General features: G+C 63.2%; 12 protein-coding genes and 6 tRNA genes. 14 read left to right on the top strand and 4 right to left on the bottom strand.

Annotation, left to right across the window (positions count from 1 at the left end; translation table 11 throughout):
* Positions 1-22: 22 nt before the first annotated feature.
* Complete coding sequence (locus tag ACK56M_RS08005) at positions 23-1,513, bottom strand: MDR family MFS transporter (RefSeq protein ID WP_170976291.1); 1,491 nt, start codon at positions 1,511-1,513, stop codon at positions 23-25.
* A 49-nt stretch (positions 1,514-1,562) separates the two neighbouring features.
* Entirely contained in the window at positions 1,563-2,618 is a 1,056-nt protein-coding gene (locus ACK56M_RS08010) for an HlyD family secretion protein (RefSeq protein ID WP_015269424.1), read from the bottom strand.
* Positions 2,619-2,761: 143 nt separating this feature from the next.
* On the opposite strand from ACK56M_RS08010, the gene gltX reads away from it, so the two are divergent.
* The 12 genes from gltX (at position 2,762) to ACK56M_RS08070 (ending at position 9,032) form a co-directional block, all read left to right on the top strand.
* Complete coding sequence (gene gltX, locus ACK56M_RS08015; RefSeq protein WP_015269425.1) at positions 2,762-4,243, top strand: glutamate--tRNA ligase; 1,482 nt, start codon at positions 2,762-2,764, stop codon at positions 4,241-4,243.
* Positions 4,244-4,488: 245 nt separating this feature from the next.
* Positions 4,489-4,564, top strand: a tRNA-Ala gene (locus ACK56M_RS08020).
* Positions 4,565-4,636: 72 nt separating this feature from the next.
* Positions 4,637-4,712 (top strand) — tRNA-Glu (locus ACK56M_RS08025).
* A 53-nt stretch (positions 4,713-4,765) separates the two neighbouring features.
* A tRNA-Ala gene (locus tag ACK56M_RS08030) sits at positions 4,766-4,841 on the top strand.
* A gap of 41 nt (positions 4,842-4,882) precedes the next feature.
* Positions 4,883-4,958, top strand: a tRNA-Glu gene (locus ACK56M_RS08035).
* Between the two features lie 60 nt (positions 4,959-5,018).
* Positions 5,019-5,094: transfer RNA gene (locus ACK56M_RS08040), tRNA-Ala, on the top strand.
* Between the two features lie 42 nt (positions 5,095-5,136).
* Positions 5,137-5,212 (top strand) — tRNA-Glu (locus ACK56M_RS08045).
* Positions 5,213-5,385: 173 nt separating this feature from the next.
* Positions 5,386-5,925, top strand: a complete 540-nt coding sequence (locus tag ACK56M_RS08050; RefSeq protein WP_013971594.1) for a TetR/AcrR family transcriptional regulator — start codon at positions 5,386-5,388, stop codon at positions 5,923-5,925.
* A gap of 15 nt (positions 5,926-5,940) precedes the next feature.
* Positions 5,941-6,822 (top strand): alpha/beta fold hydrolase, encoded by an 882-nt coding sequence (locus ACK56M_RS08055; protein WP_191471882.1) that lies wholly within the window; start codon positions 5,941-5,943, stop codon positions 6,820-6,822.
* Between the two features lie 136 nt (positions 6,823-6,958).
* Positions 6,959-7,393 (top strand): acyl-CoA thioesterase, encoded by a 435-nt coding sequence (locus tag ACK56M_RS08060; RefSeq protein WP_411959356.1) that lies wholly within the window; start codon positions 6,959-6,961, stop codon positions 7,391-7,393.
* 51 nt (positions 7,394-7,444) lie between these two features.
* Positions 7,445-8,416, top strand: a complete 972-nt coding sequence (locus tag ACK56M_RS08065) for a tRNA dihydrouridine synthase (RefSeq protein WP_409266272.1) — start codon at positions 7,445-7,447, stop codon at positions 8,414-8,416.
* 172 nt (positions 8,417-8,588) lie between these two features.
* Positions 8,589-9,032, top strand: coding sequence for an Hsp20 family protein (locus tag ACK56M_RS08070; RefSeq protein WP_003260273.1), 444 nt, complete (start codon positions 8,589-8,591; stop codon positions 9,030-9,032).
* Positions 9,033-9,132: 100 nt separating this feature from the next.
* Here the strand turns inward: ACK56M_RS08070 and ACK56M_RS08075 are convergent, their stop codons facing one another.
* Positions 9,133-12,429 carry a PAS domain S-box protein gene (locus ACK56M_RS08075; RefSeq protein ID WP_015269429.1) on the bottom strand — a complete coding sequence of 1,099 codons (3,297 nt, stop codon included), beginning with the start codon at positions 12,427-12,429 and terminating at the stop codon, positions 9,133-9,135.
* 62 nt (positions 12,430-12,491) lie between these two features.
* On the bottom strand, positions 12,492-13,370 hold the full coding sequence (locus ACK56M_RS08080; protein ID WP_015269430.1) for a LysR family transcriptional regulator: 879 nt from the start codon (positions 13,368-13,370) through the stop codon (positions 12,492-12,494).
* Positions 13,371-13,501: 131 nt separating this feature from the next.
* Here ACK56M_RS08080 and leuC point away from each other — a divergent pair, with 131 nt between their 5' ends.
* On the top strand, positions 13,502-14,935 hold the full coding sequence (leuC, locus tag ACK56M_RS08085) for a 3-isopropylmalate dehydratase large subunit (RefSeq protein ID WP_013971600.1): 1,434 nt from the start codon (positions 13,502-13,504) through the stop codon (positions 14,933-14,935).
* Positions 14,932-15,576 (top strand): 3-isopropylmalate dehydratase small subunit, encoded by a 645-nt coding sequence (gene leuD / locus ACK56M_RS08090; protein WP_015269431.1) that lies wholly within the window; start codon positions 14,932-14,934, stop codon positions 15,574-15,576. The genes leuC and leuD overlap by 4 nt, the downstream gene beginning before the upstream one ends.
* Positions 15,577-15,649: the final 73 nt, after the last annotated feature.

Raw genomic sequence — 15,649 nt, forward strand, 5'->3', positions numbered from 1 at the left:
CCGCATACAGTTTGAAATAGCCTCAATGTGCTTCTCCCGCTTTCAGCCCCTCCGGCAACTTGCGGGTCAACAACACCGCCACCATGCTCACCGCTAACCCGATCCCCACAAAGTGGAACGCATCGTTATAGGCCATGATCAACGCCTGCTGGTGAGTGATCTCGCTCAACTTGCCCAGCGCCGCATTGTCATTGCCCAGCCGCTCCGCCAGTTGCGCCAACCGTTCCGCCACCTGCGGGTTGCTCGGCACCACCGCCTCCCTCAGGTAATCGAAATACACCTTGGTCCGTGCATCCAGCAGGGTGGCCAGCAGCGCAATGCCGATCGCACCGCCCAGGTTACGCAGGATATTGAACAGGCTCGACGCCGAACCCGCATCCTGCGGCTGTATATACGCCGTGGCGATCAGCGAAATGGTCACCATGATCATTGGCTGGCCGATGGCACGGATGATCTGGATATGGTTGAACTGCGGCCCTGCAAAATCCGGATTGAGCACCCCCGAGCCGAAACTGGCGGCGCCGAACAGGCAGAACCCCAGGGCACACAACACCTTGGGCGACACCACTTTCATCAGTTGCGGCACCAACGGGATCAGGAACAGCTGCGGGATACCCATCCACATGATCACCTCGCCGATCTGCAAGGCGTTGTAGCCCTGCACCTGCGCCAGGTACAGCGGCAGCAGGTAGATCGACCCGTACAAGCCCACCCCCATGCCAAGGCTGGCGATGCTCGACAGGCCAAAGTTGCGGTTGCCGAGGATGCGCAGGTTGATCAGCGGGTGTGGCTTGGAAAACTGCAGGATGACGAAGGTGATCAGGCTGACCAGGGCGGTGCTGCCCAGGCCGACGATCAGCTGCGATTCCAGCCAGTCCTTGCGGTGGCCTTCCTCCAGGAACACCTGCAGGCAGCCAAGCCCCAGGCCCAGGGTGACGATGCCGGCGTAATCGGTGCTTTTCAGCAGCTCCCAGTGCGCGTCCTTCTTTTCCAGCCCGTACAGCAGGCCGGCGATCATCACCAGGCCCGGTGGGATATTGATGTAGAAAATGTACTCCCAGCCCCAGTTCTCGGTCAGCCAGCCGCCCAAGGTGGGGCCGATGGAGGGGGCGAAGGTGGCGGTCATGGCGAACATGGCCATGCCCTTGGCGCGGTGGTGTTCGGGCAGCTTGATCAGGGTCAGGGTGAAGGCCAGCGGGATCAGCGCACCGCCGGTAAAACCTTGCAGGGCGCGGAACAGGATCATGCTCTCCAGGTTCCAGGCCATCGAACATAACAGCGACGACAACAGGAAACCGCTGGACACCCACACGGCCAGGCGCCGCGCCGACAGCAGCTGCACCAGCCAGGCGGTGAGCGGGATCATGATGATTTCCGCGACCAGGTAAGAGGTGGAAATCCACGAGCCTTCCTCCAGCGTCGCCGACAGTGCGCCCTGGATGTCCTTGAGCGACGAGTTGGTGATCTGGATGTCCAGCACCGCCATGAAGGCGCCGAGCATCACGCTCATCACCGCGATCCAGTCCCGCCGTGTCGGCTCCGCGGTTGGCCTGAGCAGCTGGTCACCGGCCATTGTGGCCTTCGTCTTCGCTGCGCAGGTCGACGGTGGCGGTCACCGACATGCCAGGGCGGATGCGCCCGTGCAGCGGGTTGTCAGCGCGGAAGGTCAGCTTGACCGGAATACGCTGCACCACCTTGGTGAAGTTGCCGGTGGCGTTGTCGGGCGGTAGCAGGCTGAACTGCGCGCCGGAGGCGGCGAAAAGGCTGTCGACCCGGCCTTCTATCGGTGTGTCGGGGTAGCTGTCGAACAGCAGCTCGGCACGCTGGCCGGGCTGCATGCGGCCGATCTGGGTTTCCTTGAAATTGGCCTGCACCCAGATGTCTTCATCCGGCACGATCGACAGCAGGTAAGCACCGGCCTGTACCACCTGGCCATTGCGCGCGTTGCGCTGGCCGATGCTGCCGCTGATCGGTGCACGGATTTCACAGCGGGTCAGGTTCAGTTCGGCTTGTGCCAGGTCGGCGCGAGCGTTGGCGATCTGCGCGTCGAGGCGCTTGAGTTCGGCGGTCAGTGCGTTGACTTGCTGGCGCTGGCTTTGCAGGTCGGCACGGGCCTTGTCGACCTGCGAGCCGGCGACATGGCTGTCCGCGGACAGGGTGGTGACCCGTTCTTCCGATACGAAACCTGGTTTGCGCAGCTTCTCGGCACGGCTCAGGTCCAGGCGCGAGCGGTCGAAGGTGGCCTGGTTGGCCGCCACCTGGGCCTGGCCGGCGGCGATCAGGCTGGCTTGCTGGGTCAGGCGGCTTTGCGCCTGCACCTGCTCGGCTTCGCGGGTGGCCAGGGCGGCGCGGGCGCGTTGCACGGCCAGTTCGAAGTCGGCGGCCTCCAGGCGCACCAGCAGGTCGCCTTTCCTGACGTGCTGGTTGTCCTCGACCCGCACCTCGTCGATGCGTGCGCCCAACTGGCTGGAAATGCGGGTGATCTCGCCCTGTACGTAGGCGTTGTCGGTGCTTTCGTAGAAGCGGCCCTTGAAGTACCAGTGGCCCAGGAAGGTGAGGGCGATGACGGCCACCAAGGTGAAGAAGACCAGCAGGCGGCGTTTGAGTTGGGCAGGCATGAGGACTATCGTTCCAGAAATGTAAATAAATTTAACAGCGGCACATGGCCGGTCGACAAGTGACGTTCGCGCCATTGCTGGAGCCCGGTGCCTGCCTCCTGCTAACATCCCGCCTTTGTTTCATCTTTCGTTCGAGACTCTCCATGACCACCGTACGCACGCGTATCGCGCCATCGCCTACCGGCGACCCCCATGTCGGCACTGCCTACATCGCCCTGTTCAACTACTGCTTTGCCAAGCAGCACGGCGGTGAGTTCATCCTGCGCATCGAAGACACCGACCAGCTGCGCTCCACGCGCGAGTCGGAGCAGCAGATCTTCGATGCCCTGCGCTGGCTCGGCATCGAATGGAACGAAGGTCCGGACGTCGGCGGCCCGCACGGCCCTTACCGGCAGAGCGAGCGTGGCGAAATCTACGCCAGGTACGCCAAGGAGCTGGTTGACGCCGGCCATGCCTTCTACTGCTTCTGCACCGCCGAAGAGCTGGAGCAGATGCGCGCAGAGCAGCAAGCCCGTGGCGAAACCCCGCGCTACGACGGCCGCGCGCTGCTGCTGAGCGCCGAGGAAGTGCAGCGCCGCCTGGACGCTGGCGAGCCGCACGTGATCCGCATGAAAGTGCCGAGCGAAGGCGTGTGCGTGGTACCGGACATGCTGCGTGGTGATGTCGAGATCCCGTGGGACCGCATGGACATGCAGGTGCTGATGAAGAACGACGGCCTGCCGACGTACTTCCTGGCCAACGTGGTCGACGACCATCTGATGGGCATCACCCACGTGCTGCGCGGCGAAGAGTGGCTGCCATCGGCACCCAAGCTGATCAAACTGTACGAATACTTCGGCTGGGAACAGCCCAAGCTGTGCTACATGCCGCTGCTGCGTAACCCGGACAAGTCCAAGCTGTCCAAGCGCAAGAACCCGACCTCGGTGACTTTCTACGAGCGCATGGGCTTCATGCCCGAGGCGATGCTCAACTACCTGGGCCGCATGGGCTGGTCGATGCCGGACGAGCGCGAGAAGTTCTCGCTGGCCGAGATGGTCGAGCACTTCGACCTGTCGCGTATCTCGCTGGGCGGCCCGATCTTCGACATCGAGAAGCTGTCCTGGCTGAACGGCCAGTGGCTGCGCGAACTGTCGGTCGAGGAGTTCGCCGCGCGCCTGCAGAAGTGGGCGTTCAACAGCGACTACATGATGAAGATCGCCCCGCACGTGCAAGGCCGGGTGGAAACCTTCAGCCAGGTTGCCCCGCTGGGCGGGTTCTTCTTCGAAGGCGCGCTGAAGCTGGACGCCAAGCTGTTCGAAAGCAAGAAGCTGTCGGCCGACCAGGTACGCCAGGTGATCCAGCTGATCCTGTGGAAGCTCGAAAGCCTGCGTCAGTGGGAAAAAGAGCGCATCACCGGTTGCATCCAGGCGGTGGTCGAGGCGCTGGAGCTGAAGCTGCGTGATGCCATGCCGCTGATGTTTGCCGCCATTACCGGCCAGGCCAGCTCGGTTTCGGTGCTGGACGCGATGGAAATCCTTGGCCCGGACCTGACCCGCTACCGCCTGCGCCAGGCCCTGGACCTGCTGGGTGGTGTGTCGAAGAAAGAAAACAAAGAGTGGGAAAAGCTGCTGGCCTCTATCGCCTGACAGTGGTCCCGAGGCCATAAGCCGAACTTGTGGGAGCGGGTAAACCCGCTCCCACGGGGCTCAGTGTTCAGTTTTGGCAAGGGGAGGGCGGTAAGTGATTGTTATCTGTGAAAAATTTTTTGAATATTTTGAAAAATTCGTTTGACAGCCCTGCAATCCGATCTTAATATGCGCCCCGTCCACAGCGATGAACGAAAACGAAACGCCAGGCACCCAGCCAGCGCTTCGGTTCAAAGCGACATTGTGGGGCTATAGCTCAGCTGGGAGAGCGCCTGCATGGCATGCAGGAGGTCAGCGGTTCGATCCCGCTTAGCTCCACCAAATTCCGTCTGGCAGCCAAGGCTGTCGGGCAAGACCGGGTCCAGCAACCGGGTCTTGAAGGTAAGAAGGTTCGTCCCCTTCGTCTAGTGGCCTAGGACACCGCCCTTTCACGGCGGTAACAGGGGTTCGAGTCCCCTAGGGGACGCCAGTTTTGCACAAGCGATGTTTCAGGATGTCGCTGGGCCGAGAGGCTAGAAATCCGGGGCTATAGCTCAGCTGGGAGAGCGCCTGCATGGCATGCAGGAGGTCAGCGGTTCGATCCCGCTTAGCTCCACCAATTTGCCGCGGTTCGCGAAAGCGGATCGGCACGAAGGTTACGTCCCCTTCGTCTAGTGGCCTAGGACACCGCCCTTTCACGGCGGTAACAGGGGTTCGAGTCCCCTAGGGGACGCCACTTTTCCTGCGTTTTGCAGGGCTTTAAAGGCTCGTCGATTACTGATGAGCCTTTTGTTTCGGGGCTATAGCTCAGCTGGGAGAGCGCCTGCATGGCATGCAGGAGGTCAGCGGTTCGATCCCGCTTAGCTCCACCATTTCTGCCGCGGTTCGCGTAAGCGGATCGGCACGAAGGTTACGTCCCCTTCGTCTAGTGGCCTAGGACACCGCCCTTTCACGGCGGTAACAGGGGTTCGAGTCCCCTAGGGGACGCCACGTTTACCCGCGTTTTGCGGGACTTTGAAGGCTCATTCGATTATTGAATGGGCCTTTTGTTTTTCTCCCCTAATCAAAATTTCGCGACCGACAGGCGGCTGCAGATTCTGCTTGCCAAAAAATATTATGCGAATAATATTTCGATCATCATATTTTTGTTGGCGAGTGGCCTGATGAGCGACAAGAAGAGCAGAACCCGCGAGCGCATTCTCGAGGCGGCGCGAAGTGCGCTGATCCAGCACGGCCCGGCCGAGCCCAGCGTCAGCCAGGTCATGGGTGCGGCAGGCCTGACCGTCGGTGGTTTCTACGCCCACTTCGACAGCAAGGACGAGTTGATGCTCGAAGCGTTCCGCCAGTTGCTGGGCGAGCGCCGCGCCTTGCTCGCGCAGATCGACCCCAGCCTCGATGGCGCCGGGCGGCGGGCGCTGGCCAGTGCGTTCTATCTGTCGCGCAAGCACCGTGATGCCGAAGTGCATGCCTGCCCGCTGCCCAATTCGCTGGGCGAGATGCAGCGCCTGCCAGAGGCCTTCCGCGAGGTTCTGGCCGAGCACATCGAGTTGATGGCTGCCGCCATGGTCGACCGCCCCGAGGACGCCGACAAGGCATTGGCCGACCTGGCCCTGATGGTTGGTGGCCTGGCGCTTGCCCGTGCCCTGGGCACCAGCGAACTGTCCGATCGTATTCTGCGCGCCGCCAAATCGGCGGTGCTTTGAGCCTGGAGCATGGCGATGACTACCCTGAGCTGGATTCGTGGTGTCAATGGCACCTTGGGCCGCCTGGCCCCCGAGCATGTCGCGGGCAAGATGCGCCGTGCCTTCATGACTCCTCGCAACCTGCCGCCACGGGATTGGGAGTTGCCCGTGCTGGCCAGCGCCGAGCGCATCACTTTGCGCTTCGGCTTGTCGGCCTTGCGCTGGGGCAAGGGGCCGACCGTGCTGATGATGCACGGCTGGGAGGGGCGCCCGACCCAGTTTGCCGCGTTGATCGAAACCTTGGTCCAGGCGGGGCACACGGTGGTGTCGCTGGAGGGGCCGGGGCATGGCCGTTCGCCTGGCGAACAGGCAAATGTGGTGTTGTTTGCCCGAGCGCTGCTGGAAGCTGCCGGCGAGCTGCCGCCGCTGCGCGCGGTTATTGGCCATTCCATGGGCGGCGCCAGTGTATTGCTGGCCTTGCAGATGGGGCTGCGTACCGAGGCAGCGGTAAGCATCGCTGCCCCGGCGCGGCTATTGGGCGTACTGCGTGGCTTTGCCCATCGTCTGGGTCTGCCGGCGCGGGCGCGGGCTGCATTCATTCGCCAGGTGGAGCGGGATGTGGGCATGCAGATTGCGCGGCTGGATGTGACGGGTTACCAGTTGGAGTTACCCGGGCTGGTGGTGCATGCCGCCGATGACGCCTTGGTCGCAGCCGATGAGGCCCGGGTTATCCACAAGGCCTGGTTCGATAGCCGCCTGATGCTGCTGGAGGCGGGTGGCCACCAGCGCGTGCTGTCCGATCCGCGCCTGAGTGAAGCGGTGCTGGAGCTGCTGGCCCGGGCTGGCGCGGTGCCTGTAGGAGCGGCCTTGTGTCGCGATGGGCTGCGCAGCAGCCCCGGCAATCTGTGTCGGGACTGAGATTTTGGGGCCGCTGCGCGCCCCATCGCGACGCAAGGCCGCTCAGGGACCGCGTAGCCCCGCAGGCAAGTGCAGAAGGGCTGGACTTTCCCTCGGCGGTCCCTGCTAAATCCACTTTTGCTCCAAGGAAGCGAACATGAGCTGGGACTTGGCAACACCCTTCGTCATCGACCTGCGCGTCGGTAGCGAGGATATCGACGGCCTCGGCCACGCCAACAACGCGGTCTACGTCACCTGGCTGGAGCGCTGCGCCTGGCGCCATTCCCAGCGCCTGGGCTTGGACCTGGCCGAATATCGCCGGCTGGACCGGGCCATGGCGGTGGTGCGCCACGAAATCGACTACCTGGCTGCTGCCTACGAGGATGACGAGTTGCAACTGGCCACCTGGATCATCGACTGGGACCAGCGCCTGCGCATGACCCGGCGCTTCCAGCTCAGGCGCCCGCGCGACGGCGTGACTTTGCTGCGCGCCCAGACCACCTTTGCCTGCATCGAGCTGTCCAGCGGCAAGCCCAAGCGCATGCCGGCGGAGTTCCTCGACGGTTACGGCCCGGCGCTGATCGGCGCCTGAAACACCGGCAATTTTTGTTAAACTGCCGGCTTTTTCCGCCGAGACCCCGACATGCAAATTGCCCTGGCCCCCATGGAGGGGCTGGTCGACAACATCCTGCGCGACGTGCTGACCCGCGTGGGCGGTATCGACTGGTGCGTCACCGAGTTCATTCGCGTGTGCGACCGCCTGCTGCCGCCTTCCTCGTTCGACAAGCTGGCGCCCGAGTTGCGCAATGGCGCACGGACCGCTGCAGGGGTACCAATGCGCGTGCAGTTGTTGGGGTCGGACCCTGTGTGCCTGGCGGAAAACGCCGCGCTGGCCTGCCAGTTGGGCGCGCCGGTGATAGACCTGAACTTCGGTTGCCCGGCCAAGACCGTGAACAAGTCGCGCGGTGGAGCGGTGCTGCTCAAGGAGCCGGAGCTGCTGCACGCCATTGTGCGTGAAGTGCGCCGTGCCGTGCCGGCACATATCCCGGTCACCTCGAAGATGCGCCTGGGTTTCGACAGCCCCGATGGCGCGCTGGAGTGTGCCATGGCGCTGGCCGAAGGCGGTTCGGCGCACCTGGTGGTGCATGCGCGGACGAAGGTCGAGGGCTACAAGCCCCCGGCCCACTGGGAGTGGGTGGCGCGGGTGCAGGATGTGGTCAAGGTGCCAGTGTTCGCCAACGGCGAGATCTGGACCGTGGATGACTGGCGGCGCTGTCGTGAGGTCAGTGGCGCCGAAGATATCATGCTGGGCCGTGGGCTGGTTTCGCGCCCCGATCTTGGGCTGCAGATTGCCGCGGCGCGTGACGGGCGGGAGTACCAGCCGATGAGCTGGGACGACCTGCTGCCGTTGCTTCGCGAGTTCTGGCGTCAGGCCCAGGCCAAGTTGTCGCCGCGCTATGCACCGGGGCGGATGAAGCAGTGGCTGGCGATGCTGACCCGCAGTTATCCCGAAGCGGTTGTGCTGTTTGCCGAATTGCGGCGGGAAGATGACTGTGCGCGGATCAGCCGGTTGCTGGGGGTTGAGGCGGTTTCCTTGGAGGCTTGTGTTGCCTGATCCGGCCCTTTCGCGGGCGTGCCCGCGAAGAGGCCATCAAATCCAGTGCAGGAATCCAGATTTTTTCTGCTCCCCCCTTGAAAGCATTTCCCCCGGCCATATCTCTTGAGTACGCGATGCCGAAGTCGGGTCGCGTAATGACTTACTTGCTGAATCTCAGGAGTTCATGACCATGACTACCGCTTTCTCTCTCGCTCCACTGTTCCGCCATTCCGTTGGTTTCGACCGTTTCAACGACCTGTTCGAATCCGCGGCACGTAACGAGGCCGGTAGCAGCTACCCGCCCTACAATGTGGAAAAGCATGGCGATGACCACTACCGTATCGTGGTTGCTGCAGCCGGTTTCCAGGAAGAGGACCTCGACCTGCAGGTTGAAAAAGGTGTCCTGACCGTGACCGGTGGCAAGCGCGACAATGGCCCTGCTGAAGTGACCTACCTGCATCAGGGTATCGCGCAGCGCGCCTTCAAGCTGTCGTTCCGCCTGGCCGACCATATTGAAGTCAAGGCCGCCGGCCTGGCCAATGGCCTGCTCAGCATCGACCTGCTGCGCATCGTGCCTGAAGAGGCCAAGGCCAAGCGCATTCCGATCAACGGCGACAAGCCAGCGCTGAACTGATCGTGTAGATGTGAAAAAGGGCACCCCTAGGGGTGCCCTTTTTTGTGGCGGCTGTCTTGCACAACATCCAGAAGCTGGCGCGATCACTGTGGGAGCGGTTTCAGTAATCCGCCGGCGCCTCCAGCAACATCTGCCGGAACTCCGGCAACGGCAGCGGCCGGCTGTGCAAGTACCCCTGGTACAGGTGGCACCCCAGCCGTTCCAGAAACTCCAGTTGTTCGGTCAGTTCCACCCCTTCGGCAATCACCGTCAACTCCAGGCTGCGAGCCATGGCGACGATAGCGCGGACGATTTCGGCGTCGTTGGGGTCTTCCGGCGCATCGCGCACGAAGGTCTGGTCGATCTTCAGCGCGTCCACTGGCAGGCGTTTCAGGTAGGTCAGCGAGGAATAACCGGTGCCGAAGTCATCCATGGCAAAGCTCACCCCGTAGCGTTTCAGCTCGCGCATCTTACTGATGGTGTCCTCCAGGTTCTGGATGACGATGCCTTCGGTAATTTCCAGCGTCAGCATTTGCCGTGGCAGGCGGTAATCGTCCAGGCTGCGCAGCACCCGCCCGACAAAGTCGTTCTGGCGGAACTGCCGTGGGCTGATGTTCACGCACAAGCTGAAATCATCGGCGTCGATCAGCCCGTCGCCGAGCATGCGTGCGCAGGCATCGCAAGCTTCGTCGAGTATCCAGCTGCCAACCTCCAGGATCAGGCCGCTTTCTTCCAGCACCTGAATGAATTGCGCCGGTGGCTGCTGACCCAGTTGCGGATGATGCCAGCGCAGCAGCACCTCGGCACCGACGATGCGGTTGTCGCGCGCATCCACCTGTGGCTGGAAGTGCAGCGCCAACTCGCCGCGGGCCAGGGCCAGGCGCAGGTCGTTTTCCATGCGCAGGCGCTCGCTGGCAGCCTTCTGCATGGTGGTATGGAACAGCTGGGTGGTGTTGCGCCCGGAATCCTTGGCACGGTACAGGGCGATATCGGCACGCTTGAGCAGGTCGGCCGGGGTGGCGCCGTGGTCAGGGATCAGCGCCACGCCTATGCTGGGTGTTACCTGCAGGCGCTGGCCATCCAGCGACATCGGCTCGGCCAGCAGTTCGCGCAGGGTATCGGCCAGCCCGCGGACTTTCTCTTCGACCAGCTCGCGGCTGCCTTCCAGGCCGCTGAGCAATACCACGAACTCATCGCCACCCAGGCGCGCCACGGTGTCTTCCAGGCGCACACTGGCTTCCAGCCGCGCTGTGATGATCTTCAGCACCGTGTCGCCCACCGGGTGGCCCAGCGAGTCGTTGATGTGCTTGAAGTGGTCGAGGTCGAGGAACAGCAGGGCGCCGCGAAGGTTGTGGCGCCTGAGCAGGGCGATCTGCTGGCTCAGGCGGTCCATCAGCAGGGCGCGGTTGGGCAGGTTGGTCAGCGGGTCGTGGTAGGCCAGGTGGCGAATCTGTGCCTGGGCGTTTTTCAGCTGGCTGACATCGCGGGCGGTTACCAGCAGGCAGTCCACCTCATTGAGGGTGATCGGCTCCACCGACACTTCCACGGTGAGGATGTCGCCGCGCTTGTTGCGCCCTAGCATCTCGCGATGATGCACCCGGCCACGCTCGCGCAACTCGGCCAGCAGGGCGCTGCGCTGCTTGTCGTCGGCCCAGATGCCGATCTCGTACACCGTGCGGCCGACCACGTCGGCGGCGTTGTAGCCGGTCAGGCGGCAGAAACCGTCGTTGATTTCCAGGTAGCGACCGCTGTAGCGTTCGGTGATGGTGATGGCGTCAGGGCTGGAGTGGAAGGCCTTGGCAAACTTCTCCTCGCTGGACTTCAGCGCCGCCTCGGCGCGCTGCTGCTGGGTGATGTCGCGCAGGGTGGTAACACTGCAAGGCTGGTCATCGACGGTGATCAGGCGGCTGGAAATCACGCAGGTCAGCGGTGCCCCATTGCGGTGGTTGACCACTACGGCGACGTTGCTCAGGGCCTGCTCGCGGATTACCCGCTCGATGCGTTGCGCGCGCTCGATGGACTCCGCCCACAGGCCGATTTCCTCGGCGGTGCGGCCGATCACCTGCTCGGTGCTCCAGCCGAAGGTCTGGGTGAACGCCGGATTGATCTCGATGAACTGCCCGGTGTCCTGGCGGGTGACACAGATTGGGTCGGGGCTTACCTGGAACAGGCTGGCGAACTTCTCTTCCGAAGCGCTCAGGCGCTGTTCGCGCTCCACCTGGTCGGTGATGTCGAGCAAAGTGCCAGCCATGCGCAGCGGGTTGCCCTGCTCGTCGCGGTACAGCCGGGCGCGGCTTTCGATGTAGCGCGAGATGCCGTTTTCCAGCTGTACCCGGTAGGTGATCTGGTAGTTGCCGGCAGGTCCTTCGCGCAGGCTGCGGTAGGCCTGGCGCATCGAATTGCGCTCTTGCTCCGGGACCCCTTCGAAAAACGCGTCGAACGATTCGTGAAACGGGATGGGCGGCAGGCCGTGCAGCTGCGCGGCGCGCGCCGAACCGTAGAGCATGCCGCTGGGAATATGCCAGTCCCAGGTGCCCAGCTGTGCCGAATCCAGGGCCAGGTCCAGGCGCTCCTGGCTGTCCTTCAAGGCCTGCTCGGCACGTTTGCGCTCGGTGGTGTCGATAAAGGTGCTGAGCAGGAAGGTTCCGCCCTCCAGTTCGATGCCCTGGGTACAGAGGATGCCGTCATGTACCTTGCCGCTGGTAGCGCGGAACTGGACTTCCATTATCAAAGGGCCAGTGTTGCCACGGGTCGACTCCAGCAACTGGTGGCGCTGTTCGGGGTTTGCCCACAGGCCAAGCTCCAGGCTGGTCTTGCCGATCACCTGGCTACCGGGCCAGCCGAACATGTCTTCGAAGTGCTGGTTGACCTCGAAGATCATGCCGTCGTGGCGTCGGGTGAGCAAAATGGCATTGGGGCTGAGGTGGAACAGGGTGGCGAAGCGTTTTTCCGAATTGATCAACGCCGTTTCCCGCTCGCGCTGGCGGGTGATTTCACGGATCACCCCGATCATCTGCGGCCGGCCGTTCGGGTCGTGGGTCAGGCTGCCGTTGATCTCCAGCCAGTGCAGGCTGCCGTCCGGCCAGCGGATGCGGTGGCGCATGGCCTGCTCCACCGGTTCGCCGTTGAACACTGCCTGGAACACCTGGCGTGTGCGCGCACGGTCTTCCTCCGGCAGCAGGTCGAGGTAGTCGATATCTGCGGGGAGCGGGCGCTGCGGGTCGAAGCCGAACAGAGCCTGGGTGCCCCGTGACCAGCTCACCCGGCCGCTGTCGATATCCCATAGCCAGGCTCCCAGCCGTGCGCCGTTGAGTGCGGCCAGCAACTGTGGGGCGTTCTGCCAGGCCTGTTCCGACTCCTGAGGGTCGGCCGCTGGTATGCGCGGCAGGCGCAAAAAGCGATTCGCTGATTTGGGCATCGGTACCAGACCTTTGGCGTATGACGCGTCCTTGGAGGTGGCAATACCGGGCTGACGACCGGTCAGGCGGGCCCTGCGTGGCTGTCGAGCAGGGCCATGAATGCCCTGGCCGCGTTCGAAAGCGTACGCTCCGTGTGCAAAATGTAGCCTAGCTGGCGAGACAGCTGTATGCCCGGCAAGGCGATGGGTGCAACCTGTTCGTCGAGCATGGTGCGCGGCAGCACGCTCCAGGCCAGGCCGATGGACACCATCATCTTGATGGTTTCCAGATAGTTGGTACTCATGGCGATGTTCGGCGTCAGGCCCTGGCTTTCGAACAGGCGCTGAACAATGTGGTGGGTAAAAGTGTTGCCGCCCGGGAACACGGCCGGGTGGCGGGCGACGTCGGCCAGGCTGACCGTGTTGTTGTTGGCCAGCGGGTGCTCGGGAGCGGCGACGAAGTCCAGGGCGTCGTCCCATACCGGCACGGCCTTGACCAGGTGGTGCGGCTCGGGTGCCAAGGTGATAACGGCAATCTCCGCGCGGCCATGGAGGATTTCGTCGTAGGCCGCTTCCGAATCCATGAACTGAATATCCAGCGCCACTGCAGGGTATTCCCGGGTGAAGGCCCGCAGCAGCGGGGGTAGGCGGTGCAAGCCGATATGGTGGCTGGTGGCAAGGGTCAGCCGACCACTCACTTCCCCGGTCAAATTGGTCAGCGCGCGCCGGGTATCATCGAGGACGTTGAGGATCTGGTAGGCGCGGGGAAGCAGGGCGCGGCCCGCCTCGGTCAGGGTCACCTCGCGGCCCAGCCGGTCGAACAGGCGCACATCCAGTTGCTGTTCCAGTCCGGCGATGCGTTTGCTGACGGCCGGTTGAGTCAGGAACAGGCGGTCGGCCGCCCCGGAAAAACTACCGGTTTCGGCAATTGCGATGAAGGCGCTAAGGTTGGCCAGATCCATGGGGTCGCATTCCTGTTGGTTATCCAAAGCATAAAAATTATGAATTTGAGTTATTCAATCTAACCCCCTAGCATCGACCGCACAAGCCAAGGGGTCTTTGGCATAGAAAGACGCTGATGAGGAACAGTCTGATGGCTGGCAAAACGCTCTACGACAAACTCTGGGAAGCCCATGAGGTCAAGCGCCGTGATGACGGCTCGTCCTTGATCTACATCGACCGTCACATCATCCACGAAGTGACGTCGCCCCAGGCCTTCGAAGGCCTGCGCCTGGCCAACCGCAAACCTTGGCGCATCGACGCCAACATCGCCACGCCTGACCACAACGTGCCGACCACGCCAGAGCGCAAGGGCGGTATCGAGGCCATCGTCGACCAGGTGTCGCGCCTGCAGGTGCAGACCCTCGACGAGAACTGTGACGAATATGGCATCGTCGAATTCAAGATGAATGACGAGCGTCAAGGCATCGTCCACGTCATCAGCCCGGAGCAGGGGGCCACCTTGCCTGGCATGACTGTGGTCTGCGGTGACTCGCACACCTCCACCCACGGCGCCTTCGGTGCCCTGGCCCACGGCATCGGCACCTCCGAAGTGGAGCACGTGCTTGCTACCCAGTGCCTGGTCGCCAAGAAAATGAAGAACATGCTGGTGCGCGTGGAAGGCCAGTTGCCTGCCGGCGTAACCGCCAAGGACATCGTCCTGGCCGTGATCGGCAAGATCGGTACCGCCGGTGGTAACGGCCACGCCATGGAATTTGCTGGCAGCGCCATCCGCGAATTGTCGATGGAAGGCCGCATGACCATCTGCAACATGTCCATCGAAGCCGGTGCCCGCGTAGGCCTGGTGGCGGTGGACGACACCACTGTTGCCTATGTCGAAGGCCGCCCGTACGCGCCGAAGGGCGAGCAGTGGAAGCAGGCGGTCGAAGCCTGGAAAGGCCTGGTCTCCGACGCTGACGCGGTGTTCGACACCGTGGTCGAGCTCGACGCTGCGCAAATCAAGCCGCAGGTCAGCTGGGGCACTTCGCCGGAGATGGTCCTCGCTGTCGACCAGCGCGTGCCGGACCCGGCTGCCGAGCCTGACCTGATCAAACGTGGTTCGATCGAGCGTGCCCTCAAGTACATGGGCCTCGCCGCCAACCAGGCGATAACCGATATCAAGCTCGACCGCGTGTTCATCGGTTCGTGCACCAACTCGCGTATCGAAGACCTGCGCGCTGCCGCCGAAATCGCCAAGGGCCGCAAGGTCGCTGCCAACGTCAAGCAGGCGCTGGTGGTGCCGGGCTCGGGCCTGGTCAAGGCCCAGGCCGAGCGCGAAGGCCTGGACAAGATCTTCCTCGAGGCCGGTTTCGAATGGCGTGAGCCAGGCTGCTCGATGTGCCTGGCGATGAACCCGGACCGCCTGGAGAGCGGCGAGCATTGCGCGTCTACCTCCAACCGCAACTTCGAAGGCCGTCAGGGGGCCGGTGGCCGCACCCACTTGGTCAGCCCGGCCATGGCCGCCGCCGCCGCGGTGACCGGCCACTTCATCGATGTCCGCGAGTTGATCCAAGGGAGCGCAGCATGAAAGCCTTTACCCAGCACACTGGCCTCGTCGCGCCGTTGGACCGTGCCAACGTCGACACCGACCAGATCATCCCCAAGCAGTTTTTGAAGTCGATCAAGCGCACCGGCTTCGGCCCCAACCTGTTCGACGAGTGGCGTTACCTGGACGTGGGCCAGCCTTACCAGGACAACAGCAAGCGCCCGCTGAACAAGGAGTTCGTGCTCAACCACGAACGCTACCAGGGTGCCAGCGTGTTGCTGGCGCGGGAGAACTTCGGTTGCGGCTCCAGCCGTGAGCACGCCCCATGGGCGCTGGACGAGTACGGCTTCCGCAGCGTGATCGCGCCGAGCTTTGCCGACATCTTCTTCAACAACAGCTTCAAGAACGGCTTGCTGCCGATCATCCTCAGCGACGAGGAAGTCGACGAGCTGTTCAAGCAGGTCGAAGCCATCCCGGGCTATCAGCTGACCATCGACCTGCAGGCGCAGGCGGTGACCCGTCCGGATGGCAAGGTGCTGCACTTCGAGATCGATGCGTTTCGCAAGCACTGCCTGCTCAACGGCCTCGACGACATCGGCCTGACCCTGCAGGACAGCGATGCGATCAAGGCCTTCGAAGGCAAGCACCGCGCCGGGCAGCCTTGGCTGTTCCGTGATGCCTGAATGATGTAGTTGGGTTTGCTGGCCTCATCGCCGGCAAGCCAGCTCCCACAGGAACTCCACAGGTCTGAAGACT

The sequence above is a fragment of the Pseudomonas sp. s4 genome, assembly GCF_046764235.1.
GTDB classification, from domain to species: Bacteria; Pseudomonadota; Gammaproteobacteria; order Pseudomonadales; family Pseudomonadaceae; genus Aquipseudomonas; species Aquipseudomonas asiatica.